Source organism: Bacillus sp. BC05(2025) (assembly GCF_056725905.1).
Genome location: NZ_JBWYRA010000001.1, coordinates 214,891 through 239,187, shown reverse-complemented (window position 1 = coordinate 239,187; position 24,297 = coordinate 214,891). Strand labels below are relative to the sequence as shown.

Genomic DNA, 24,297 nt, shown 5'->3' with positions numbered 1-24,297 from the left:
TAACAAAGTAGTAAGTTTTTTTATTTAGAACGATAAGAGAATTAATATTAAAAGGCTATATTTTAGAGTAAAGAAATTATAGCTAGATACATAAAAAATTAAAGATACTTGAAAAGCATTAATTTTAGTTATTTGTACAATCATTACATAATATTTTTAGGAGGCTTAGCTTTATGGAAATAATTCAATTACTAAAAAAGGATGACTTATTTAATAAGGCAATAGATGTTTTTTGGAAAGAATGGGGTGAGGAAGGTGGGCGTGCTTTTTATGAAGATTGTATGACTAATGCTTTAACTAATTCAAATGGCATACCGAGTTTTTACATAGCAAAAGTAGACGATAAGATTATCGGAACGTATGCATTAATTCGCAATGATTTAAATAGTCGTCAGGATTTGAGTCCATGGCTAGCATGTTTGTTTGTAGATGAAAAATTTAGGGGCAAATCTATAGGCAAAAAATTGTTGAATCATGGACTGCTAGAAGCAGCAAAAAGAGGGTACAAATTTCTTTATCTTACTTCAGATCTTAAAGGCTATTATGAAAAATATGAATGGGAAAAAATTGGAGTTGCTTATGGGCCTAGTGGAGGGCATATACCTTTGTTTAAAAAGTCAACGGATCTATAACGAAATTAAAAAACGATAAGAAACTTACTTCAATACAATGTAGCAAGATTCTTATCTTTTATATTATTACATCAATTGTGAAACACATTTGAATAAGGAGAAATGATATGACCATTTATATTGCGCTTCTAAGAGGAATTAATGTAGGCGGGCATAAGATAATCAAAATGGCTGATTTAAAACAAATGTTTGAATCAATAGAGTTAAAACAAGTAAAAACATATATTCAAAGCGGTAATATCGTGTTCGAATCTGAAAAAGATATTGATTTTTTAAATAAACAAATACAATCAGAAATTAAAAACGTTTTTGGATTTGATGTTCCGGTCATGTTAAGAACACATGTTGAATTTATAAATATGATAAAAAGGTGTCCTTATGAAGTCGATTCATTACTTGAGGGGGAAAGTATACATGCTGCCTTCTTAGCAAATGAACTTTCTGAAAAAGAAATAGATCAGCTGCTTATGCAAAAAAATGAAACTGAAGATTGTTATATAGATGAAAAGGTAGTGTATTTGTTTTTCAAAAATAGCATTCGAAACTCTAAATTAATGAACCAGTTTCAGAAGTTACATACACCAGCTACAGTAAGGAATTGGCGGACTGTGAATAAGTTAAAAGCGATAGTTGAGGGAATGTAAATACAAAAAGGTGAGATTTTCTATATTCAGAAAATCTCACCTTTTTATTTATATTGTTTTGCAACTATAAGTTCGACAATAGGATAAATAAAGAAAGAAGAGCAAAGGGCGATAAAAAGAGGAAGATTCTTTATTTCATCGAGTAATAGGAATGTAAATCCTTCTGATAATAGTAAAATAAAAAATATTAGGCATATTAGTACAAAATAAGCAACTTTAAAACTTTTATATTGGATTTGTTGTCCCATTTCATCTTGGTTTTCTTCCGATACTCCGTTTGGATCTCCCCACGTAATATAATTGAAGAGGTAGCTAATTATTATTGCACTTGCGAATATTGTTCCACCTAATATCGCACCTTCAGAGATGTATTTATAGACCCCATATATAAGTACTCCAAGTAACGATAAAATGATTGTTAGTAAAATGAAATTTTTGCGATTCATATTAGAAACGACACCTCCATAGTTGTAAAAAACTCTTTACAAACATAGTATAAAATTGGAAAACATTCATATCAAATATTTTTTACATGAATGGTGTAATAATATAACGTTTTGTTTTTGCGATTCATAAAAAATTACATTACATTTGAATGTAAAAGAATGGGCTCGCATATATTTGGAAGGGATGTCAGATTAATTTAGGGGGTAGTTATGTCTATTCTTTTAAAAGCTGGTGCTGATGCAGGAAATAACGGTTTGAAGTTAATGGTGAAAGGGCAAGATCCTATTTTTATTCCGAGTATATATGCTTTATATATAGGAGAGCCTACTGGATTGTTAGATGAGGGAGATGTTTCCTTATCTGAATTAGAAAATCACATTGACGTGACCATCAGTTCTCCATCGTTAATGTTAAATAACGTGCGGTACATCGTTGGAGAAAAAGTCATTCAAGATCAATTAAAAGGTACTGAGGTTGAGAAGAAATCAAATAAGTCAACTGATGAGTTAATGGTTATTACAATTTTATCTGGTTTAGCGGTAAGTGCTATGCGTCAAAGTCCAACTTCTAGTCATATTAATATTCGATATGATTTATCTGTTGCTCTTCCTATGCAGCTTATTACACAAGAAATAGCTGCGGAAAATGCGAAACGTTATATGGGCAATCATAAGGTTGTATTCCATTATCCTAACGGACGTGATGTGACAATTAATATTTCTATTGAATATTGTAAATGCCTACCTGAGGGTGCTTCTGGGACGTGGGGCATTGTATATGATGAAGAAGGAAATGTTGTAAAACATAAAATAGAATGTGAACAAAATCAAGTTTCAGAAATTGATTTTGTTGATAAAACATTATTATCTTTTGATATTGGCGCAGGGACGACAGAAGAAGTAGTTTCACTAGGTGTTAACTTTAGACCACAATTAAGTAAGGGCTTATCATATGGTGTGAAAGAAACGTTACTACAAATTATTACGAGATGGAACCGGAAGTATCCAACAAAGACGATTGATAGTATTACAGAGTTTAACCAAATTTATTTAAATGAAAAGCACCCAAGAAATGCGTTATTAGTTGAGGAGTCACAACCGGCATTATTAGGATTAGCAGCACGTGTCGCAACGGATATTATAAATAAAATTGATGATATGAAGGACGATCCATACGTATTTATTTATGGTGGGGGCGCAGTAATTATTAAAAATAGTTTAAAAATGATTTTAAAACAAAAAGGACGATTAACAAATGTAATCTTTGTGGATAATCCATTATTTACAAATGCACGTGGATTATTAGTCTACACTTGTTCACCAAAATATAGAGAACATAAACAAAAAGAGTTAGGGTTTACAAACTTAACGATAAGTTAGTTGGTGGAAGCATGCGATCTAGGCGATATAAACGTGGTGATCGAGTGAAAATCAATATTCATAAGTCAGTATCACCTGAAATGCTTGCATGGCTAAATAAACAATCAAACCCAACTAATTTCTTTTTCTTTGCAGCGCAGCAACTCTTTAAACAAGTAGGAGATATTGATGTATCAAAAGCAATTCCTAGTAGCCATGTTTTCTCATTATACGTGGAACCATCATCCTTATTAAAAGTTGAAGTAAATCCCTTTAAAAACGTGCCATTAGAAGCAAATAAATCCACCGATAATATAAAAAAAAAATCATGGGAAGCTGTTGATCAATTAGATTGTCCGTTTTTTTAAACATAGAAAAATAATAAGTATTGCCCATCACTATACATATGGATACAGTGATGGGCTTTTTATATAACAAATAGAAGAGGCACACGACAATCTGCACTCCTTCTATTCGTAATTTATCTATATTTTAGCTGTATGTTCAGTAACAGCATGAATTATGTCTTCCCAGTCATCAGGGTGAATCTCATGTCCGGCACCTTCAAGAGTTAATAGAGCTGAGTTAGGAATCTCATCGATAAGTGCGAGACCATGTTCGAAGGGGAGAGCAGTATCGTCCGTCCCGTGAATGACTAATGTAGGTGCTTGTATGAAGTGTAGCACACCTTCATATGCATCATCTCCTTGAAGTAAAGCGTGATTAAACATGCTTAATAAATTGTTAGCTCGTTCTATTTCTTGTTTTACTTGTTTATAGACTCTTTTTTCATCAAATGTTCGTTTTGATCCACATAATAGGCGAGATCCGGAAACTAAATATTCAGCTACAACTTTATCATTTGTCCAATCTAAATGCGTGCCATTTGCGTGATGTGTTAAAATTCTTTCATCCATCGGAGGTAAATCGCGCGTGTTATCGTCAGATCCTATTATACTTGTAGCTAATAATGTTAACGATAAAATTCTTTCGGGATGTTTTACAGCAGCAATTTGAGCGATCATACCACCTAAAGACATACCAAATAGATGTGCTTGATTAATATGATAAGCATCAAGTACCCCAATCGCATCTTCTGCCATATGTGTAACTGTATAATTGGAAGTTCCAGGATCGTATGCAACAGAGCGTCCCACATCACGGTTATCAAAACGAATAACAAATTTCCCCGTGTTAGCCAACTGTTCACAAAACTCTTCATCCCAATACACCATTGAACACGTAGCACCCATAATTAATAAAACAGCTGGGTTTTTAGGGTTCCCAAAGCTTTCTGTACATATATCGATCCCGTTTATTTTAAATATCTTTTCAGCCATAGCATTCTCCCCATTTCTTTTGAATTAAATTTAAAATATAGTTTTGAAAGATTCTAAGGTGGTTGTAAGTTTCGTTTTGGAACTTGCAACGCTTCTTACGCAATTTACCCCCAAAAATAAGTTTATGATAATTCAAGGGGAAAAATTTTGAGAAATATTTGTATATTATTAAAATAAACAGCAAGGAGGAGAGGAAATGAAAGCAATTGTTATAGAACAATATGGTAGTGTTGAAGAATTAAAAGAAAGACAAGTTTTAAAACAAATTGTTAAAAGTAGCGTAAAGTTGTACTGTTTAATGAAGCAAGGGGAAGAGAAGCTCATATTTTGAGTGAAGGCCAACATGTTAGAGGTAAGATTGTAATAAAAATGGAATGAAAATGATTAAGTATCTTTCAAAATTTTTCATTATACCCCAAAACTAAAATATTTTGGGGTATTTATTTTTTAGCTTAAAGATATTGTGCATATGCTTTTATAGCTTATAGTTTCGTACTGTATCATGTAATTTCTCTAAACCAATCAACATATCTTTTTCATTTAACATAGAATAGCTAAGCCTTAATTGATTATTATTTGTATCGTTATTTAATAGACAAGCTGTCCCTGGTAAAAAAGATACATCTACTTCATTTGCTTTTTGTAATAAGGTAAAGGGATCAATCGAATCAGGAAGTGTAATCCACAAATTAAATCCACCATTTGGCATTTCAAAGTGTATTTCTTTAAGTGTTGATAACATATTAATCGTTATATCACGCCTAATTTGTAAAGCTGTACGTAATTTTTCTAAATGGTTTTTCATACGTTCTGCACGTAAAAAAGGTAGAAGTGCTTTTTGTGTTAATAAAGGACTACCGATATCCATTGAACCTTTTACAGCATATAACCATTCGAAAATAGGTCCATCAGCAATAAGAGATGCGATACGTAGCCCTGGTGCTAACGTTTTACTAAATCCTTTTATATATATTACATGGCCATTCGTATCAAAATTTTTGATCGGAGAGGGGACAGTAGCGCCCTCAAAATATATTTCTCCGAAAGAATCATCTTCAATTATAAAAAACTTATATAGCTCTGCTAGTTCTATAAGTTCCATTCTCCGTTCTTTACTCATTACTGAACCTGTTGGGTTCTGGAACGTTGGATTCGTATACAATAAAACGGGATTTTTACTTTGACAAATATCATCGATTAAGTCGGAGCGAACGCCATGATAATCAAGAGAAATAGGTATAATTTGAGCACCTTTATTGATGAAAATATCAAGTGCAGCACTATAACACGGACTTTCCACTAATACAATATCACCAGGTTTTAATAATGTTTGAGCAATTAAATCAATTCCTTGTTGAGCGCCGCTTGTAATTAATAATTGGGATGGATCTGTCACTAATTGCTGGTGTTCGTGTAAGTAATTTGCTATTTCAACTCGCAGTTCATAATCTCCTTGAATTGGCCCGTAAGTTGCTAGAATTATCTGGTCTTTATGAAGTATTTTATGCATTTCGTCTGCCAAGAATGGGTTTGGCAATAAACGAGGATATAAAATCGCTTGAGAAAAATCATAATATCTCCGGTGCTGATTCATTGCGTATTGAGAACGTATAACATTAATTGTTTTCGTTTGTTGCCACTGATACGGAATTGGTTTGAAATCTTTCTTTACATGTTTATGTATATAAGCACCTTTTCCTTGCTGGATGCGTATATATTCTTTCTTTTCTAACTGCTTATATGCTTTACGAACAGTTAATAGGCTAATCTGTAAATCTTCGGCCATAGAGCGTAAAGATGGAAGTGAGTCACCATATGAAAGCATGCCACTTTGCACTCTTTCAACGATTTGCATATATATTTGTCTGTAATACGGTATGTTGGATTCTTTACGAAGGACAATCTTCACGGTTTCACCTTTTTCGTTTTTATTTAATTAAAGCGAAAAATATATATAGAATCAACTATGATTTTAGGTAACTGTTATATACATAGTTACACTGTTATACACCATACCTTCTATACTCATGTTAAGAGTAAAAAGGAGGAAGAAAAATGGTCATTTTCAATTATATTTTAGTATGTATTATTTTCGGAACAACATTTTTAACGATAAAAATTGGAATTGAAGCAGGAACGCCCCCGTTATTTTCAGCGGGAATTCGTTTCTTTTTAGCAGGAGTAATCTTGATGATTATATTTAAGTTAAAGCGAAAAGAAATAATGCCACATGTATTTTCAAAGCGTATTATATATGCTGGTTTTTGCTTAACGTTTATGACATTCGCTACATTGTACTGGGCAGAACAATATATTTCTTCAGGGCTAGCTGCTATACTATCTGCTACGGGACCGATGATGATATTGTTATTGCAGGCAAAGAGAAATAAGACAAAATTACAAAAGGAGCAACTTCTTGCTTTAATTATTGCACTAATAGGTGTTGTTTTTGTTTCTTTACCTGGAATTCACCAAGAAATAAGTTTCATATGGAGTATTGCTTGTTTTGTATTAATAATAGGAGAGTTATTTTACGGAATAGGCTCAATTCGCTCAAAAGAAATACTTTCGGATTTACAAAGTGTATCGCCATTTCTCATAAATGGTATTCAAATGTTTTATGGAGGAGTGTTACTACTAATCGTCTCCATCATAGTAGAACAACCGAATGTAACTGTATTAGCTTCATGGAGTGTACAGTGGCCTATTTTATATCTTATCTTTATCGGATCAATTGGTGGGCACGGATTATATTATTGGCTCTTATCAAAAACAAATCCTGTATTCCCGTCAACCTGGTTATATGTCTCACCATTAATTGCTATTATAGTTGGATACATCATATTAGGAGAACCTTTAAACCCTACAATGGGAATAGGTGCTTGTTTCATTTTAATTGGTGTATTTTTAGCTAATCGATCCACACTCCGGTCTTATTTCAAACAAGGGAAATTATTTGAGAAAGAAATGTAGTAGAATTAAAAACACAGTTGGAAAAATAACCAACTGTGTTTTTTACTTAATTTACTTTCTTTATAAACCCTTTATAATGACGTTTCACAAGCTGACTTTCTAACGTCTTCATTGTTTCAAGTGCTACACCGACAATGATAAGTAAGCTTGTACCACCAATTTGTGCAGAAGGTGGTAATGTAGCAATTTTTGTGAATACGAGCGGTAAAATTGAAATGGCACCTAAGAAAATTGCACCGATAAATGTTAAACGGTATAAAATTTTCGTTACATATTGTTCTGTTGATTTACCAGGGCGAATACCAGGCACATATCCATTTTGCTTTTTCAAATTCTCAGCCATTTGTTCAGGGTTTACTTGAATAAATGCGTAGAAGTATGTAAAAGCAACGATAAGACCGACATAAAGTGTCATTCCAATTGGATGTGCGAAATCCAGATTAGCAACTAACCATTTTGATACGCTTGAATCAGGGAAAAGCTGCGCAATTGTACGCGGCGTCATTAAAAATGCAGAAGCAAAGATTACTGGAATTACACCAGCACTATTTACTTTAAGAGGTAAATGAGTGTTTTTTGCTCCTTGATATGGATTGTTGCCTGAAACAGCTTTCGCATATTGAATCGGTATTTTACGCACGGCTTGTTGTATGTAAATAACACCGACAACTATCGCTAAAATTACGAGACCAATTAAAACCATCTTTATGATGTGCATGAATAATTGATCGCCTGCATTTTGAAATTGTTGTAAATAAATTTGGTTCGCAACATTTGGAATCGCTGCTACAAGTCCTGCGAAGATAATCATCGAAATACCATTACCTACGCCATTAGCGGTAATTTGTTCACCTAACCAAAGTAAAAATGCAGTACCTGCAGTTAAAACTGTCGCAATAAATAAGTATGTAGTCCAGCTTTGATCTGTTATTAATTGTCCACCTGCTATATTATTAAAGCCATAAGACATCCCAATGGCTTGTATGAATGCGAGAATGATTGTAAAGTATCGAGTGAATTGAGCTGATTTTTTACGGCCCATTTCTCCTTGCTTTGCCCATTCCGAAAATTTAGGTATAACGTCCATTTGTAGTAATTGCACTATGATGGAAGCTGTAATATAAGGTGTAATACCTACAGCAAAGATTGAGAAGTGTTGCAATGCTCCTCCGCCAAATACGTTTAGCATACCTAAAACGTTAGCTTGATCTTGTACTTTTAATACCTCTGCGTTGGTATGAGGAACTGGAATAAACGTGCCAATTCGAAAAACGATTAACATCGCTAATGTAAAAAGGATTTTCCTTCTTATCTCAGCTACTCTCATGAAATTTGAAATCGTACGAAACATTATGTCGCCTCCTATATTTTTATCAGTTTAAAACTGATTATTATATCCCGATGAAGTAACCACAAACCTCCTTCCGCATTAAATTCATTTGACAAATGGAATTTTATACATTTTGTAGTTTTCACGGATATAAAAATATAAGGTATTTTTAGCGACCTATAAGCTTTTCGTAATCATTCAATACACATAATATATCGAATAAATTAACAAATGTACATACATACGCATGAAAAATGAATGAATAGGAGCATTTTTTACATTTATTTAATGATAAATTGATAGGACATTATTATTAGGGATTGTTATACATGTTATAAAAATAAAGGTGAGACATTATGATTTATAGCTAATATTCATTCGAATGTGTCAGCTAATAGTTTCTCCCAATCTTTAAAGGATAATTTATCAGTTATATGTTTTAGTGCATTAGGTACAATAATATGACAAATAAGTTCTAAGCTATTACCATCTGGATCAATAAAATAAACAGATGCATTACCTTGATGTGGACGGACAAAAGGTGCAATAGATTCATTACTCCCAAACGGAACAGCTTTAATTTGAAGTGAGTGTAACCAATTTAATGATTCTTTTAAATCCTCATATGAAACTCTAAATGCAATATGACGTAAAGAAGGATGATATTTCGTTTCACATTCAGAACCTTCCCATAACCCCAGCCAACTCATTCCTTCTTCAATCCAAAAGAATGCTGTTGATTCATCGCTCCAAGCTAATTTCAACCCTAGTTTTTCATAAAATTCAATTGAGTTTCTTAAATTGCTAACCGGTAAGTGTGCTTCGTATATTCCTTTAATCAATTTAAAGACTCCTTTATTCTTACAATTTCTTATCATTACTATAGCTGTTAAAAAAGAATATAGAATCGAGTAAAAGTATGAAAGTACATACAACTTTAGTAGTAAATAATTTTATTTCAATTAAGATTTATGCAATTAAGGAATTTGTTTATTTAAAAGGGATTTATCAAATTGAAAGATAAATAAATTGAATAGATACTTAATAAGGGGATGATATAAATGAAAGTAGTTGTAAAAGAATTACGACCATTAGAAGTGGCATTTATAAGAAGAACTGGTAGTTACTTTGAACCACAAGATCATTGGGGGAAGTTATTGAACTGGTCTATTGAAAATAAGCTTTATCCATCTGAGCAATCATTTATCGGAATTTCATTAGATAACCCTGAACTTGTTGCAAGTCATATGTGCCGACATGATGCTTGCGTTACCATACCTAAAAACTTTGAAAAAGAACAACATGAGGATGTGCAATTTAAAAGTGTAGATGGAGGTCTATACGCTCTATACCAATTCTATGATGAACCTCATAAATTAAGTGAAGTGTATCGATATATGTACACAGTGTGGTTACCAAATAGTGAATATAGTGCAGATTATGATAGGGATAATTTAGAGTTTTGTATGAACAATATTGCAGAAGACCTAGAAGGAAAATTAAAGGTTGATTTATTTGTGCCAATAAAAAAGAACAAATAATAAGTAGTATAAATTATAAGCGGTATTAAAATAATTGTTTTTTAATAGTATAAAACCCACTCTTAAAAATAGTTGAGAGTGGGTTTTATGTTGTTATTGAGAAAAAGTTTACTTTAATTAATATGAATATTTGTTTATATGATGAATGTACGTAATAGTACATAATAAAAAATATTATTTTTTTGTCACAAAAATGAGCATTCTGGTTTCTCTATAATGCAGGCATCAAAAGAGAGAGAGGTTTTATTCACATGCAAACAATAAAAAGTGAAGAGAGGAATTTTTCACATATAACATTTGAAGCGTTGTTTAAACAAAACTATGCGTATGTTGTTAAACAAATAATATGGATCATTAAAGAACAGACGGTTGCTGAGGAATTAGCGCAAGAGGTGTTTTTGCAACTGTATCATTCAGATTGGAAAGCAATAGAAAATTTACGTGCTTGGCTTATAAAGTCTTCTACTTATGTCGCCTATAACTACATTCGTTCTGAAAAGAGACATCAGGCAAGAATCGATAAAGAAACCCAGTATCAAGAAGTTCAAATTGATTCGTCATTAGATGATGAATGGATTAGAAAAGAAGAAATTACAAAAGTACAAATGGTGTTGCGAAAAATGAAAGAACAAGATCGAACAATATTATTAATGAAATTTTCAGGGTTTCGGTATAAAGAAATCGCGCAAGTACTTCAGATTGACGATGCGTCTATTGGAACAATGTTGGCAAGAGCTAAACTAAAATTCCGGAAAATTTTTGAACAAATGGAGGGGAAATAAATGACTTGTTATGAAATAGGATCCATTCAATCATATATTGATGGTGAACTTTCCCGTGAGGAAAGAAAACAATTTATAAAGCATTTAGACAAATGTAAGGAGTGTCAAAATTTATTAATTGAGTTAACAGAATTAAATCATTGGGAACATTCAACACTAGCCGAGGAGAAGCTTCATGAGATTCCAGAAATAAATATTGATGTCGAAAAAGCATGGCAAACATTTAATAGTTATAACCAGACTAATAATGTATTTAGTACAAATCAAACGATAGAAAGAAAGCAGGGAGTATTTTCAAATATGAATAAAAAATCAAAGCATTTCATGTATACAGCGGTTGCAGCGATAGGTATTTTTACTATAGCTATGATTCCGCAAGTTCAAGTTGCAGCAACTAATATTGCTTCTTACTTTGCTAATGAGGTGTTAAATGATACGGTTGTGAATGAAGGAAGTAAAGATGAAAATGGTGTACAACAAGAAGGTATGTTGAAAGGGCAGTTTATACCTATTGATGAAAAGATAACAGATCAAGGGATAACTGTACATTTTAAAGAATTATATGTGGCAGATGCACGTATATCTGTTCATTATAGAGTTGAAAAAGCCGATGGAACTCTAATGCCATTTGAATTTGATACACATGGATTAGATATAAAAAGCGATGGAAAAGTAAACGGACAACAAGAAGAAAATCCTGAATATAATACAGGAAATGGTATGTTTTCACAATTATCATTTATTCAAGGTGAAGACAATTTACCATTCGAATTATTGTCAGAAGGAAAAAAGTTAGAGCATGTGGGCATTCGCGATAAAGACAGACCAGAAGGTGTCATTACATTTGTTGAAGGTCCTGAAGGAAAAGGTTCCTTTAAACAACCTTTAACATTAGATGTAAACATAAATAAAATAGGAAAAATAGGCGGATCTTGGAAAGGGCAATTTCAAATTAATCCTGGGAAAGTTAATAAGTAAAACAAATTTATATGAAAAAAAGAATAACACAATACATGTCGAGTGCTATCTTTCTCTATGGGTTTGCTTTTATCATGTTTGTTTCTTACATTATCTTAACTATCTCTTTCATTTACTAATCAAATAGTAACGAAGAATTTCAATGTATTAGATAACGGATTTTTAATGGTTAATGTGCAGAGAAAATACCAAGTAAACAATTAAATGAGACGAGCATATACTAATAAATGACACAATGCATTTATGATTTATAATCGTATGTAAAGAGCGCCTTAGGGAGCTCTTTTTTTTATTGAAATTCATGCACTTATATAAGTTGTTCTTTATTTATATCATCACCCTTATATTATGTAATTTTGCATAATGTTACATAAATTGTGTATTTTCCCTTTTTTTCGACAAGAACAGCAAGTATACTTTGTACAAGCTTTCTATTTCAAAAATTATACGAGGTGAAAAAATGAAAAACAAAAAGACGTTAACTAAAGTAGCATTAACAACAGGTTTAGCTTTAACAGCAGTTGCACCATACGGAGTAGGTCATGCAGAGGAAACAGATCAACTACAAGTTCAAATTCAGGAAGAATCGTTCCGTTCGGGTGAACTTACACAACCGTCACAAAAAGCACCAGAGAATGTAGTAAAAGATGCTCTGAAGGAGAAAACAGAACAAGCTCTTTCTCCAAAGCAAGTCAATGGAGAAACGGGAGTAGATTATAAAGTTCTTCAAAAACGTGGTTCATATGATGGGACTACACTTGTACGTATTCAGCAAACATACGAAGGAAAAGAAGTATATGGCCATCAATTAACTGCACACGTAGATAATAACGGTGTTATTAAAAGTGTTTCAGGCGATAGTGCGCAAAATTTAAAACAAGAAGAATTGAAAAAACCTATTAATCTATCAAAAGATGAAGCAACACAATATATTTATACGAAGTACGGGAACGATATCAATTTTATTTCTGAGCCAGAAGTTAAAGAAATTATTTTTGTTGATGAAAATAATGGACAAGCTAGCAATGCATACCAGGTTACATTTGAAGCTGCAACACCAAACTATGTTTCCGGAACTTATTTAATAAATGCACAAAATGGTGATATGTTAAAAAATATGGTACAAGAATCTAACTTAAAAGCAAGTGAAAAACTAGTTGGAGCATTAAAGAAAAGTAAAAAAAGCAATCTTACATCATTAACTGGAACAGGAAAAGATGATTTAGGTATATCACGTACATTTGGTATCTCTAAACAAAGTAATGGAAAATATGCTCTTGCTGATTATACAAGAGGGCAAGGAATCGAAACATATGATGTGAATTATAGAGATATTACGAAAGAAGAAAGCTATTATCCTGGTACATTAGCAACTAGTACTTCGACAACATTTAACGATCCAAAAGCAGTAAGTGCTCATTACTTAGCAACAAAAGTATTTGATTTTTATAAAGATAAATATAAGCGTAATAGCTTTGATAATAAGGGACAAAAGGTAGTTTCAGTTGTACATGCTTGGGATTCCGGAGATACGAATGATCCGAAAAATTGGCAGAATGCTTTAAGTGCGAATAATGGAAGTATGCTTGTATATGGAGATCCTATCGTCAAGGCATATGACGTAGCTGGCCATGAATTTACACATGCTGTTACTTCTAGCGAATCTAATCTTGAATATTACGGTGAATCTGGTGCGATTAATGAGGCACTATCTGATATTATGGGAACATCTATTGAGAAATACGTAAATAATGGAAGTTTTAACTGGACGATGGGAGAACAAACTGGATCTGTTTTCCGTGATATGGAAAATCCGGCTTCTGTTCCATCTTCACTTGGTGTACCTTATCCAGATGATTACAGTGAATTTAATGATTTTAATGGATGGGATCAAGGTGGGGTTCATTTTAATTCAAGCATTATTAATAAAGTTGCGTATCTTATTGCAAAAGGTGGAACTCATAACGGAGTAACTGTTAAAGGGATTGGTGAAGATAAAATGTTTGATATCTTCTATTATGCAAATACAGATGAGTTAAATATGACTTCTAATTTTAAAGAATTAAGATCAGCATGTATTCGAGTGGCAACGAATAAATATGGAGCAAATACAGCTGAAGTTCAAGCAGTTCAAAAGGCATTTGATGCAGCAAAAATTAAGTAAGTTAGAAATATAGTTATCATTCATTTATTCTTACATTATGAAAAACAGCTACTGTCGTTTTATAGATAGTAGCTGTTTTTTTATGCAGCAATGTATGAATGAAAATAGACTTACTAAGCAATAATTAGGTTGTCTATCTTTATGAAGTTACGACACATATATAAGGTTTAAAGTACATAAAAACAGAAGATTAATAATATATTGACCTTTTAATAGAAAGTGCTATAGAATGAAAGCGATAACAAACGATTGCTTTATAATGATTTCCCTGATCTTTTAGTATTTACAAATATATGAAGACATAAACAAACCTATTTTTTTAAACATTAATGCAAACGTTTTCGTATTAAAAGATCATTGAAATGCATATGTGAAATCAGCCAATATGGGGGTGAAATAAAAGAGATTTTTAGATTCATTTAAGTAGCTGTAATGTAGTACGAGCAGAATATAACGTTCATACCATTTAAAGAAAGGGTGTATGTGGTGCAAATGATAAAAAGATTAATTAACAAATCAGTTTTATTACTTACTATAATCGTTATGTTATCATCTGTTTTCTCTTTTCAAAGTGTAAAGGCAGGTTCAAATTCGAAAACAACTGAAGTTATCATTCATTACAAAGAACAGTCTGGAAATACAAAAGACTGGAACCTTTGGATATGGGGAGAAAATGCGAATGGTACATCATATGAATTTACTGGTGAAGATGAATTTGGAAAGTACGCTAAAATGAATATAGATGGTGACTATAATCGTGTAGGATTTATCATTCGTACAAATGATTGGGAAAAAGATGGTGGCGATCGTTGGATTGAAAATATAAAGGACGGTCGTGCTGAAGTATGGATTCTTTCTGGTGATGATAAAGTATACAACTCTAAGCCTTCTGCGGAACTATCAATTCAAAAAGCATCTATTGATAGTTTCAATGAAATTACTGTAACAACTAATGTCCCGTTTCATATTAAGGAACGGAATATTGAAATTGAAGGCATTAAAATTAAGGATATTAGTCCTTATGATAGAAACAGTGGGAATGTTACGAATAAGGTTAAAATAATTACGGAGCAGAAAATTGATTTAAAGCAGACATACAAAGTTAAAATCGAAAACGTAGCTGATGCGAATACTGAAATCGGTAAAGTCATTCGTAGTGAGGAATTTGATCATTCATTTTACTATGGTGGTAACGATTTAGGTAATATATATACGCCACAACATACGAAGTTCCGTGTATGGGCTCCTACTGCGAGTGAAGCGAAGTTAGTTACATATAAAAAATGGAACGATAAAATAGGTACTGAAATAAACATGCAACAAGGTGAAAAAGGAACTTGGAAAGCAGAACTTAGAGGGAACCAAAAAGGCCTCCTTTATACGTATAAGGTGAAAATTGGGGATAAGTGGACAGAAGCAGTTGATCCGTATGCACGTGCTGCTTCTGTAAATGGAGATAAAGGGGCAGTTGTTGATTTAGAAGAAACAAATCCGGAAAAATGGAAAGCAAACAAAAAGCCAAAATTTAAAAATCCGGAAGATGCTATTATTTATGAATTACATGTACGTGATCTTTCTATTCAGCCCGAAAGTGGTATTATACAAAAAGGAAAGTATTTAGGGGTAACAGAAAAAGGAACAAGAGGGCCTGAAGGTGTGAAAACAGGACTTGATCATATGAAAGATCTTGGTATTACGCATGTTCAGTTGTTACCGATATTCGATTATGCATCAGTAAATGAAGAGAATTTAAACGAACCACAATATAACTGGGGATACGATCCAAAAAATTTCAACGTTCCAGAGGGATCCTATTCTACAAATCCATATGAGCCAACTGTTCGAATAACTGAATTAAAGCAAATGATTCAAACACTGCATGATAATAATCTTCGTGTTGTAATGGATGTAGTATATAACCATATGTATAATGCTGCTGAATCTAATTTTCATAAGTTAGTTCCAGGTTATTATTACCGTTACAATGAAGATGGAACATTTGCAAATGGAACCGGAGTAGGAAATGATACAGCTTCAGAACGAAAAATGATGCGAAAATTTATGGTGGATTCGGTCACATATTGGGCAAAAGAATATAACTTAGACGGATTCCGTTTTGATTTAATGGGTATTCATGATTATGAAACGATGAACGAAATACGTAAAGCTATTAATCAGATTGATCCATCTATTATATTGCATGGAGAAGGCTGGGATTTAAATACACCTCTTGCAGCTGAGTTGAAAGCAAATCAAAAAAATGCTGAGAAAATGAAAGGAATTGCTCATTTTAACGATAATATACGTGATGGATTGAAAGGTAGTGTGTTTGAGGAGAAAGAAAATGGCTTTGTAAATGGAAAGGAAAACATGGAAGACCGTATTAAAAAAGGCATTACGGCAGGCATTAACTACGATACAAATTCGTCTACTTATCAAGATCCGGAGCAGGTGCTAACTTATGTGGAAGCACATGATAATCATACATTATGGGACAAACTTGAGTTGACGAATCCAGATGACAGTGAAGAAGTGCGAAAACAAATGCACAAATTGTCTTCTTCGATTTTATTAACATCACAAGGTATTCCATTCTTACATGCAGGACAAGAGTTTATGCGCACGAAATATGGTGATCATAATAGTTACAAATCTCCTGATTCAATTAACCAAATGGACTGGTTACGCCGTGCAGCATTTAATAATGAAGTAGATTATATGAAGGGCTTAATAGAATTACGCAAAAAGTACTCAGCTTTTCGAATGACATCTGCAGAACAAATTAAAAAACAGGTCTCTTTTATTGATACCCCAAAAAATGTTGTGGCTTATTCGATAAAGGGAATTAGTAATAAAAACGAATCTTTTATGGTGGCTCATAATGCAAATAAAGAAGCCGTTGACATAACGCTTCCATCGAAAGGTCCTTGGAAAGTACTAGTAGACGGTAAGCAGGCAGGTAGTAAAACACTTTACGTTGTTCATGATAATAAAATTAAAGTCCCTGCATTAAGTTCATTTGTTTTAAAAACAGAAAAACCAATTAAATAATTACGAAAAGCGGAGTGAAGGTTATTTTCACTTCGCTTTTAAAATTAAAACGATATAATTTCACATACTGTAATTTTATTACAATTCAATGAAAAACATAAACAAAAAGGAGAAGACTCAACAAGGTTTTTCTCCTTTTTATTGTGTAATTGGGGTGATTATTGTTGCAAAACCATATACAGAAATATCGGTATAAATCTAGAGTTTTGAAAATAGCGAAAGATAAGGAAATGAATCTATTCACTAAATGACGAGAAAATGACAAAACTGTAAGAGTGCACGAACGTTTGTAAGAAAGTTCGATGTTTTCCTTTTTCATTTTTTATTAAAGTGAAAAAGAAGAAAGCGGTGTCATAAGAGATTGATATTTTTAGATGGGTACAATAACTAAACTTATTCATGCAGTGAAGGTATATGGCAATCCGTAAAATAACATACTAAAAAGGAGGGGTTTGAAAATGATTTATTCTCAATTTAATATTGATAGTTTTCGAGCAATTAATGATTTAGGTAAACAATATTCATTCCTAAACTCAACCATGATATTTTTGGCAGAGTATATGGTATATATTTTAGCTTTAATTATTTTAGCTCATTGGTTTACTGGACCCAGAAAAAGTAGGATGATGATTATTCAAGCGATAGTTGCTTTTGTAATTGCTGAGGTGATTGGAAAAATAGCGGGTAAATTTCATTTAAATTATCAACCGTTTGCAGTATTACCTGATGTAAACAAACTTGTAGAGCATACTGTAGATAATTCATTTCCTAGTGACCATACGATTCTCTTTTTTTCAATTTGTTTTTCGTTTTGGCTTGTTCGTAAAAAAACTGGATGGTTATGGCTTATACTTGCATTTTGTGTAGCAATCTCTCGTATTTGGGTAGGGGTTCATTATCCATTTGATGTTGCAATAGGGGCTTTAATAGGATGTGTTTCAGCGGTGTTTTCTTATTGGTTAGTACCGAAATTTTCTTTTATCAAACAATTACTTACTCAATATGAAAGAGTAGAGGAACGTGTTTTACCGTCAAAAAACAAATCAAAAGGATTTTGAGTATAGCCTATTCTCATCCTCATTACTATTTTCAGCAAGTTGAATGGATTCAGACATTCAATGCACCTATCCATATCCATAAAGACGAAAAGGAATGGATATGAATAGGTAATAAAATAATTTATTACCTAGACGTATGATCTAAATACTTTCCCGTAAACATTTTATAAGTATTGTTATTGCAGAATTAAACCTACAATCATAAGCCAAAAATATTGTATTTTTTAAGATGTTTATAAGCTTATATAACAAGTCGAAATAGTGTGCTTTCACATTAAATAACAAACAGAAAAGGACTTTCGATTTATCTCTTAGAATATTGTTCTTTACAAGTCCTTTGATATTAATTCCTTTTTTGATCTCTACGGAAATATAGAAAGGGTGTGAAATTATATGATTGGTTATAAAGCGATGTTGTTTGATTTAGATGATACGTTACTTGATAGGGATAAGGCAGTAGATAACTTATTTTTATTAGTTTTAGAAAAGTGTTATGAGGATGTTAGTGATACAGTCAAAAACACTATGTTACAGAAATTCAAAGAATACGATAAAAGGGAATACGGTATTAGCGATAAAACGATAGTTTTAGAATCATTATTTGATGAATTCGCGCCGAAATATAGATTGCCACACAATTACATCCAAGATTTTTGGAATAATAGTTTCCCTAGATGTTTTTCAATAGACCAAAATACTATTCATTTCTTAAATCAAATAAAGAAACAATTTAAAGTTGGAATTATAACAAATGGCTCAACTCAGAGGCAAAAAGCTAAAATATTTAACACGAATTTAAATAGGTATTTTGAAACAATCATTATTTCTGAAGAAGTAGGATTTAGTAAACCTGATAAACGTATATTCGAACTAGCATTAAATAAGCTAAATTTACAGCCGGAAAATACTTTATTTGTTGGGGATGACTTAGAAAAGGATATTGCTGGTCCTCAAAATGCAAATATAAAAGGTGTGTGGTTTAACCCTCAGAAAATCAAGAATACTACCCAAATACAACCATATGCCGAGATTAACACTTTGGATAGTTTGTTAAGTTATGTTACTCCACAACATTTTTATAACAAGTAAAAGCAATTTCATATATATTCAAAAATATAAAAAAGAGAAACTATCATTAATTTCATTGACTGTATTAATAATAAAAAATATATATTTACAATAAAAAATAAAGGCGATTTTAATAGCTGCGGCTAATTTAATCTATGATTAATACGAAGTTTTGTAAAACAATTTTACTCATACTGTGTAAATTATAAAGAGGTGGACTATGGAGATAAAGAAAGTAGTAATCGATGGAATCAATATTGCGGTCATTAGAAACGATAAGGTATTAATATCGGATGTTCAGTCTGCATTAGATACTATGGCAACAGTTCAATATGAGGTAGATGCGAAACATATTATTATCCCAAAATCTTTAATAAGCGAAGACTTCTTTGATCTAAAGACATGTCTTGCGGGCGATATTCTTCAAAAGTTTATAAACTACAAGGTAAAGTTTGCTATTGTTGGAGATTTCTCTATGTATTCTAGTAAAAGCTTAAAGGATTTTATTTATGAATGTAATAAAGGTAGAGATATTTTTTACTTATCAACTGAACAACAAGCAATTGAAAAACTAAGTACATTAAAGTAATAATTATATCCTGCTAAATTCCCTCATTTCACTTAGTTCATGATTATATATGATATAGAAGAACTGATGTTTGTGATAAACTAAGAAATGAATAAAGGGGGAGTTTTCTTGAACAAATTTAATGATGTAATTCGAAATTTAAACAATACAATGTACAAACCTAACAAATTAATACTCACGAATCTACAAGAAGAAAAGCAAAACGCTGAATATGCGGGATGTTTATTTCATTTAAATCATAAAAGTATTCGTTTTAGAATATCAAAAATTACCCCTAATAAAATTGGGCAATTCGTTTCTTTTTGGGAGAAAGATTACAATATGCATAATCAAGCATTTTCTTATGACGCTGCTCCTGATCTTTTAGTTATCACTTGTATAGATGAAAATAAATTAGGGCAATTTATTTTCCCTAAAGAAATTCTTCTTAAAGAAAAAATATTAAAAACACAAAGTCAAAAAGGGAAGATGGCTATGAGAGTGTATCCTATTTGGGATACCCCTGTTAGCAACCAAGCGAAAAAGAGCCAAATGTGGCAACTTCAATATTTTGTTGATTTAAGCGATTATAATAATTTACCTATAGACAAACTATTACATTTGTATTCGTAGTTTTTTATCTTAAGTAACCTTGTGAGTTAGACTTTTTGTACCGGTACAGTTAAACAAAATGGACATTGTTTCAGTACCCCATCAAATTTACAATCAGCATATACTATTTTAACTTATACATGCTAAGGGGTGCTGACTATGACAAGTCTAAAAGAAAAGATGTTTACAAGGTTGAAACTTGCAAACTGTACTGAAGTGAAGTTTGAAGAATTAAATTCAATTCTCTTTGCATTTGCACACACTATACCATTTGAGAATTTAGATGTTATAGCACGTAATGCAAATACAATTACTACGGAAAATTTACAGAATAAAATTTTAACTACATCCCGCGGCGGACTTTGTTATGAATTAAATACTCTTTTTTACTACTTTTTAAAAGATTGTGGTTATGATGTACAACTTGCCCTTGGAACCGTATATAAAAATGATATAAACGCTTGGGCACTTGAGGATGGGCATATAACGATTATTTTAAATTATGCTAACGAACGATACTTAATTGATGTAGGTATTGCTTCATTAGTACCTTTAATCCCCGTACCTTTTACTGGAGAGTCTGTTTCCTCTAAAAATGGTTCGTATCGAGTAAGAAAACGAGACACAAGTAAAGGAAATTATGTTTTAGAAAGAAAAGATACGAATGGAGATTGGAAAGTTTGTCATGCTTTTTATAATCGTACCATTGATGAGTCAGTAGTGAATGATGTTCAAAAAAGAGTAGTAGAAGATGAGAAATCTATTTTCAATAAAGGACCAATTGCAGTCAAATTGACGGAATCTGGCCATGTCTCTTTAACCAATACTAGTTTCACTGAAATAGTTCATGGCGAAAAAACGAAACGTGTAATTACAGAAGATCAATATAGGGAGTTTTTATATACTTTATTTGCTATTGAGTTATGATGAAACGAATAGCTAGCCGATTCTTATGCAGAATCGGCTATTTTACTAATTTTGATTTAAAACAACTATTAAAGTTTGATTTTCTTAATAGATATAATACACTAGAACAGTATGAACAATGAATTTTGAATGTAAAGGAAGATTTTTATGTCAATTATTGATAAATTGAAACTTAATAAGTATACAAATATGGTCGTAATTAATGAACCTAGTGATTATGACACTTTTACAGGGAAAGAAACTGTATTTTCAAAAGAACACGATGCCATTTTTATTTTTGTAGAAACACTTGATGAAATGGTAAAACAAACGAATTTTATTATTAGTAATGAAGAATTACTAATTGAAAAAGGCTACATATTCTTCGCGTATCCGAAAAAAGGTAATTCTCGTTATAGTACGTTTATTCACCGTGATGAGATGTTTCCTGCATTAAGCGTTGGCGAAGATGGGTATGTAGGACAGAGTGATATTAAATTTGCACGAATGGTAAGTATGGATGATATCTTTACTGTTGTAGGCTTAAAGCGCGAAAAGAAAAAAGAGAAGAAAACGCCTGCTATGAGTCAATGTGTTGCTGATTATGCAGATCGTATTAAAGATGTGGAAGCATTATTGGTTAATCATCCGAATGAACTTACGTTTTATCAAAGTTTAACACCTGGATATCAAAAAGATTGGGCACGTAATTTATTTTCTGTAAAACAAGAAAAAACACGTGAAAAACGTCTTGAGAAAATGATTGAAATTCTTTCACAAGGATATAAAACAATTGAATTATTCCGTAAGAAGAAAAAATAATGGTTAGGAACGTCACAATGATGCAACAATTAATTACGCTTAGCACATTGAAAAAAGAATTCCTTTCAGTATACTAAAGTATGTTCTTATATTCAAATAATTAGCAAAAGAGAAAAGGTGTTTGAAATGAAATCGTATATTGTAGTTGGAGCCGGTATTCTGGGAGCGTCTACTGCTTATCATCTTGCTAAAGCAGGTGTGAATGTTACTATCGTGGATCGTCAACAACTAGGTCAAGCAACTGATGCAGCGGCTGGTATTGTATGTCCATGGCTTTCACAGCGTCGTAATAAAGCGTGGTATAAAATTGCTAAAGGCGGTGCACGTTACTATTCTTCTTTGATTCAGCAATTAGAAGAAGACGGTGAAACGGATACAGGATACAAGCGTGTAGGTGCAATTAGTTTACATACTGATGAGAAAAAGTTAGATAAAATGGAAGAACGAGCTTATAAACGACGTGAAGATGCACCAGAGATTGGAGAAATTACACGTTTATCAGCTGAAGAAACGAAAAAATTATTCCCAGCATTATCAGAAGAATATAGTTCTGTTCATATTAGTGGCGCTGCACGAGTAAACGGAAGATCATTGCGTAACGCATTAATAAGTGCTGCGAAAAAACATGGTGCAACTTTTATAAAAGGAGATGCAGTATTAGTCCGTGAAGGTAATCATATTACTGGAGTTAAAGTAAATGACAAAACAATGGTAGCGGAAAAGGTTATTGTAACTGCAGGCGCATGGGCAAATGAAATATTGAATCCATTAGGTATCAATTTCTTAGTTACGTTCCAAAAAGGACAAATTGTTCACCTGCAAACGGAAAATACAGCAACAGAAAATATGCCAGTCGTTATGCCACCAAATGATCAATATATTTTAACGTTTGACAATGGTCATGTCGTAATTGGTGCTACCCATGAAAACGAAACTGGCTTCGATCATCGTGTAACAGCAGGTGGTTTACATGAAGTATTTCATAAAGCATTAGAAGTTGCACCTGGTTTAGAAGATGGTACTATGCTTGAAACAAGAGTTGGATTTAGACCGTTTACTCCAGGATTCTTACCTGTTATCGGACCACTTCCTAACTTCGACGGTATTCTTGTTGCAAACGGATTAGGAGCTTCAGGTTTAACAGCTGGTCCATATTTAGGTTCAGAACTTGCTAAATTAGCACTCGGACAACCAATTGAGTTAGATTTAAACGATTATGACGTTGCTGGTGCAATTGAATAACAAAAAAAGATTAGGATTCGCTCCTAATCTTTTTTATTTATAGGTAATTTTGTTAGTTAAATCATAATTAGTTCCAAAACGGGATGTTTTGAATGAATGAAATCGTTAAAATAAGAGTTGATAGAGAACCAGCAGATAATAAAGTTACTATTTTTCGCCCATTTTGTTCTTTTGAAGGTTTTATCAGTTCTGTAATTAACACAATCCAAATTATTATAGATACTATCGATATAATATTTAAGAACATATATAACACCTACCTTTTTAAAATACAAATACCAAGGGGAAAATAATAGTTTGAAGTTGTTTAATTCTTGTTTTATTTAATACTTTAATTGCTTTAATAATCTTTTGTTTAATTCCCACAATGCTGTTTTGTTACTATCCCACTTTAAAAGCGTTACTGCTTCCTCAAAGCATAACCATTTATAATTGGAGTGTTCTTTGGATAATGAAATGTTTTTTGTAGAAACTTTAACTCCAAAAGAAAATTCTTTTATTACATAAACATCTTCTCCCCAAAGAAACCCGCCGACTACATCCTCTACAGGTAGTGAAGTTACAGATTCTAATTGTATATAGGGATATTCTTTTAAAATACCAGCCTCTTCAAATGATTCCCGTTTTGCTGATTCAATAGGAGTCTCACCATCTTCTCCACCACCAGCAATTCCTTGCCAAAAACCATAATCACTTCGGTTAAAAATAGCGTATTGAATAGCATCTTCAGTGATTATATAAGGAAATATTAATACTTGATAGGGTGCTCTCATTGCATAAC

24 protein-coding genes and 1 pseudogene are annotated in these 24,297 nt (G+C 32.3%); 18 read left to right on the top strand and 7 right to left on the bottom strand.

The window, feature by feature from the left end:
- Nucleotides 1–173 precede the first annotated feature (173 nt).
- Nucleotides 174–632, top strand: a complete 459-nt coding sequence (locus ACZ76X_RS01240; protein ID WP_479849224.1) for a GNAT family N-acetyltransferase — start codon at nt 174–176, stop codon at nt 630–632.
- A 107-nt stretch (nt 633–739) separates the two neighbouring features.
- A complete protein-coding gene (locus ACZ76X_RS01235) occupies nt 740–1,276 on the top strand; it encodes a DUF1697 domain-containing protein (protein ID WP_479849223.1) in 537 nt (178 codons plus the stop codon).
- 44 nt (nt 1,277–1,320) lie between these two features.
- Here the strand turns inward: ACZ76X_RS01235 and ACZ76X_RS01230 are convergent, their stop codons facing one another.
- Nucleotides 1,321–1,722, bottom strand: coding sequence for a DUF2178 domain-containing protein (locus ACZ76X_RS01230; protein WP_479849222.1), 402 nt, complete (start codon nt 1,720–1,722; stop codon nt 1,321–1,323).
- Nucleotides 1,723–1,932: 210 nt separating this feature from the next.
- Here ACZ76X_RS01230 and ACZ76X_RS01225 point away from each other — a divergent pair, with 210 nt between their 5' ends.
- Both ACZ76X_RS01225 and ACZ76X_RS01220 read left to right on the top strand, forming a co-directional pair.
- Nucleotides 1,933–3,102, top strand: a complete 1,170-nt coding sequence (locus ACZ76X_RS01225) for a ParM/StbA family protein (RefSeq protein ID WP_071759329.1) — start codon at nt 1,933–1,935, stop codon at nt 3,100–3,102.
- Nucleotides 3,103–3,113: 11 nt separating this feature from the next.
- Nucleotides 3,114–3,449, top strand: a complete 336-nt coding sequence (locus tag ACZ76X_RS01220; protein ID WP_001257753.1) for a hypothetical protein — start codon at nt 3,114–3,116, stop codon at nt 3,447–3,449.
- A 117-nt stretch (nt 3,450–3,566) separates the two neighbouring features.
- Here ACZ76X_RS01220 and mleBCA read toward each other — a convergent pair whose 3' ends face one another.
- Entirely contained in the window at nt 3,567–4,421 is an 855-nt protein-coding gene (gene mleBCA / locus ACZ76X_RS01215) for a BCA family alpha/beta fold macrolide esterase (RefSeq protein ID WP_479849221.1), read from the bottom strand.
- Nucleotides 4,422–4,703: 282 nt separating this feature from the next.
- Here mleBCA and ACZ76X_RS01210 point away from each other — a divergent pair.
- A pseudogene (locus tag ACZ76X_RS01210) lies at nt 4,704–4,799 on the top strand (NADP-dependent oxidoreductase); the annotation flags it as partial.
- 97 nt (nt 4,800–4,896) lie between these two features.
- Here the strand turns inward: ACZ76X_RS01210 and pdxR are convergent.
- Nucleotides 4,897–6,330, bottom strand: coding sequence for a MocR-like pyridoxine biosynthesis transcription factor PdxR (gene pdxR, locus ACZ76X_RS01205; RefSeq protein ID WP_479849220.1), 1,434 nt, complete (start codon nt 6,328–6,330; stop codon nt 4,897–4,899).
- 146 nt (nt 6,331–6,476) lie between these two features.
- Between pdxR and ACZ76X_RS01200 the strand changes: the two genes are divergently transcribed.
- Nucleotides 6,477–7,394: a DMT family transporter gene (locus ACZ76X_RS01200; protein WP_479849219.1), complete on the top strand. Its 918-nt coding sequence runs from the start codon at nt 6,477–6,479 to the stop codon at nt 7,392–7,394.
- A 46-nt stretch (nt 7,395–7,440) separates the two neighbouring features.
- Here ACZ76X_RS01200 and secY read toward each other — a convergent pair whose 3' ends face one another.
- Both secY and ACZ76X_RS01190 read right to left on the bottom strand, forming a co-directional pair.
- Nucleotides 7,441–8,745, bottom strand: coding sequence for a preprotein translocase subunit SecY (secY, locus tag ACZ76X_RS01195; RefSeq protein ID WP_098668162.1), 1,305 nt, complete (start codon nt 8,743–8,745; stop codon nt 7,441–7,443).
- A 353-nt stretch (nt 8,746–9,098) separates the two neighbouring features.
- Complete coding sequence (locus ACZ76X_RS01190) at nt 9,099–9,566, bottom strand: VOC family protein (RefSeq protein WP_000589644.1); 468 nt, start codon at nt 9,564–9,566, stop codon at nt 9,099–9,101.
- A 219-nt stretch (nt 9,567–9,785) separates the two neighbouring features.
- Between ACZ76X_RS01190 and ACZ76X_RS01185 the strand changes: the two genes are divergently transcribed.
- From ACZ76X_RS01185 to ACZ76X_RS01130, 12 genes are all read left to right on the top strand, one after another.
- Nucleotides 9,786–10,265: an AraC family transcriptional regulator gene (locus ACZ76X_RS01185; RefSeq protein WP_479849218.1), complete on the top strand. Its 480-nt coding sequence runs from the start codon at nt 9,786–9,788 to the stop codon at nt 10,263–10,265.
- 251 nt (nt 10,266–10,516) lie between these two features.
- Complete coding sequence (locus ACZ76X_RS01180) at nt 10,517–11,047, top strand: RNA polymerase sigma factor SigX (protein ID WP_479849217.1); 531 nt, start codon at nt 10,517–10,519, stop codon at nt 11,045–11,047.
- Entirely contained in the window at nt 11,048–12,025 is a 978-nt protein-coding gene (locus tag ACZ76X_RS01175; protein WP_479849216.1) for a DUF4179 domain-containing protein, read from the top strand.
- 460 nt (nt 12,026–12,485) lie between these two features.
- Complete coding sequence (locus ACZ76X_RS01170; RefSeq protein ID WP_479849215.1) at nt 12,486–14,189, top strand: M4 family metallopeptidase; 1,704 nt, start codon at nt 12,486–12,488, stop codon at nt 14,187–14,189.
- A 486-nt stretch (nt 14,190–14,675) separates the two neighbouring features.
- On the top strand, nt 14,676–17,240 hold the full coding sequence (gene pulA, locus ACZ76X_RS01165) for a type I pullulanase (RefSeq protein WP_479849214.1): 2,565 nt from the start codon (nt 14,676–14,678) through the stop codon (nt 17,238–17,240).
- Between the two features lie 458 nt (nt 17,241–17,698).
- Nucleotides 17,699–18,298, top strand: coding sequence for an undecaprenyl-diphosphatase (locus tag ACZ76X_RS01160; RefSeq protein WP_479849213.1), 600 nt, complete (start codon nt 17,699–17,701; stop codon nt 18,296–18,298).
- A 396-nt stretch (nt 18,299–18,694) separates the two neighbouring features.
- Complete coding sequence (locus ACZ76X_RS01155; protein ID WP_479849852.1) at nt 18,695–19,387, top strand: HAD family hydrolase; 693 nt, start codon at nt 18,695–18,697, stop codon at nt 19,385–19,387.
- 199 nt (nt 19,388–19,586) lie between these two features.
- Entirely contained in the window at nt 19,587–19,955 is a 369-nt protein-coding gene (locus tag ACZ76X_RS01150) for a DUF4180 domain-containing protein (protein WP_479849212.1), read from the top strand.
- Nucleotides 19,956–20,063: 108 nt separating this feature from the next.
- Entirely contained in the window at nt 20,064–20,567 is a 504-nt protein-coding gene (locus ACZ76X_RS01145) for a MepB family protein (RefSeq protein WP_479849211.1), read from the top strand.
- Nucleotides 20,568–20,705: 138 nt separating this feature from the next.
- Complete coding sequence (locus ACZ76X_RS01140) at nt 20,706–21,473, top strand: arylamine N-acetyltransferase family protein (RefSeq protein ID WP_479849210.1); 768 nt, start codon at nt 20,706–20,708, stop codon at nt 21,471–21,473.
- A 147-nt stretch (nt 21,474–21,620) separates the two neighbouring features.
- A complete protein-coding gene (locus tag ACZ76X_RS01135; protein ID WP_479849209.1) occupies nt 21,621–22,274 on the top strand; it encodes a YdeI/OmpD-associated family protein in 654 nt (217 codons plus the stop codon).
- A 126-nt stretch (nt 22,275–22,400) separates the two neighbouring features.
- Nucleotides 22,401–23,516: an NAD(P)/FAD-dependent oxidoreductase gene (locus tag ACZ76X_RS01130; RefSeq protein ID WP_479849208.1), complete on the top strand. Its 1,116-nt coding sequence runs from the start codon at nt 22,401–22,403 to the stop codon at nt 23,514–23,516.
- Nucleotides 23,517–23,583: 67 nt separating this feature from the next.
- Here ACZ76X_RS01130 and ACZ76X_RS01125 read toward each other — a convergent pair whose 3' ends face one another.
- Both ACZ76X_RS01125 and ACZ76X_RS01120 read right to left on the bottom strand, forming a co-directional pair.
- Nucleotides 23,584–23,763, bottom strand: a complete 180-nt coding sequence (locus tag ACZ76X_RS01125) for a hypothetical protein (RefSeq protein ID WP_479849207.1) — start codon at nt 23,761–23,763, stop codon at nt 23,584–23,586.
- Nucleotides 23,764–23,839: 76 nt separating this feature from the next.
- Nucleotides 23,840–24,289 carry an NUDIX hydrolase gene (locus ACZ76X_RS01120; RefSeq protein WP_479849206.1) on the bottom strand — a complete coding sequence of 150 codons (450 nt, stop codon included), beginning with the start codon at nt 24,287–24,289 and terminating at the stop codon, nt 23,840–23,842.
- Between the last annotated feature and the right edge of the window lie 8 nt (nt 24,290–24,297).

Coding starts and splice junctions, on each gene's coding strand:
- ACZ76X_RS01240 (WP_479849224.1), top strand. CDS start 174: ATGGAAATAATTCAATTACTAAAAAAGGATGACTTATTTAATAAGGCA.
- ACZ76X_RS01235 (WP_479849223.1), top strand. CDS start 740: ATGACCATTTATATTGCGCTTCTAAGAGGAATTAATGTAGGCGGGCAT.
- ACZ76X_RS01230 (WP_479849222.1), bottom strand. CDS start 1,722: ATGAATCGCAAAAATTTCATTTTACTAACAATCATTTTATCGTTACTT.
- ACZ76X_RS01225 (WP_071759329.1), top strand. CDS start 1,933: ATGTCTATTCTTTTAAAAGCTGGTGCTGATGCAGGAAATAACGGTTTG.
- ACZ76X_RS01220 (WP_001257753.1), top strand. CDS start 3,114: ATGCGATCTAGGCGATATAAACGTGGTGATCGAGTGAAAATCAATATT.
- mleBCA (WP_479849221.1), bottom strand. CDS start 4,421: ATGGCTGAAAAGATATTTAAAATAAACGGGATCGATATATGTACAGAA.
- ACZ76X_RS01200 (WP_479849219.1), top strand. CDS start 6,477: ATGGTCATTTTCAATTATATTTTAGTATGTATTATTTTCGGAACAACA.
- secY (WP_098668162.1), bottom strand. CDS start 8,745: ATGTTTCGTACGATTTCAAATTTCATGAGAGTAGCTGAGATAAGAAGG.
- ACZ76X_RS01185 (WP_479849218.1), top strand. CDS start 9,786: ATGAAAGTAGTTGTAAAAGAATTACGACCATTAGAAGTGGCATTTATA.
- ACZ76X_RS01180 (WP_479849217.1), top strand. CDS start 10,517: ATGCAAACAATAAAAAGTGAAGAGAGGAATTTTTCACATATAACATTT.
- ACZ76X_RS01175 (WP_479849216.1), top strand. CDS start 11,048: ATGACTTGTTATGAAATAGGATCCATTCAATCATATATTGATGGTGAA.
- ACZ76X_RS01170 (WP_479849215.1), top strand. CDS start 12,486: ATGAAAAACAAAAAGACGTTAACTAAAGTAGCATTAACAACAGGTTTA.
- ACZ76X_RS01160 (WP_479849213.1), top strand. CDS start 17,699: ATGATTTATTCTCAATTTAATATTGATAGTTTTCGAGCAATTAATGAT.
- ACZ76X_RS01150 (WP_479849212.1), top strand. CDS start 19,587: ATGGAGATAAAGAAAGTAGTAATCGATGGAATCAATATTGCGGTCATT.
- ACZ76X_RS01140 (WP_479849210.1), top strand. CDS start 20,706: ATGACAAGTCTAAAAGAAAAGATGTTTACAAGGTTGAAACTTGCAAAC.
- ACZ76X_RS01135 (WP_479849209.1), top strand. CDS start 21,621: ATGTCAATTATTGATAAATTGAAACTTAATAAGTATACAAATATGGTC.
- ACZ76X_RS01130 (WP_479849208.1), top strand. CDS start 22,401: ATGAAATCGTATATTGTAGTTGGAGCCGGTATTCTGGGAGCGTCTACT.
- ACZ76X_RS01125 (WP_479849207.1), bottom strand. CDS start 23,763: ATGTTCTTAAATATTATATCGATAGTATCTATAATAATTTGGATTGTG.
- ACZ76X_RS01120 (WP_479849206.1), bottom strand. CDS start 24,289: ATGAGAGCACCCTATCAAGTATTAATATTTCCTTATATAATCACTGAA.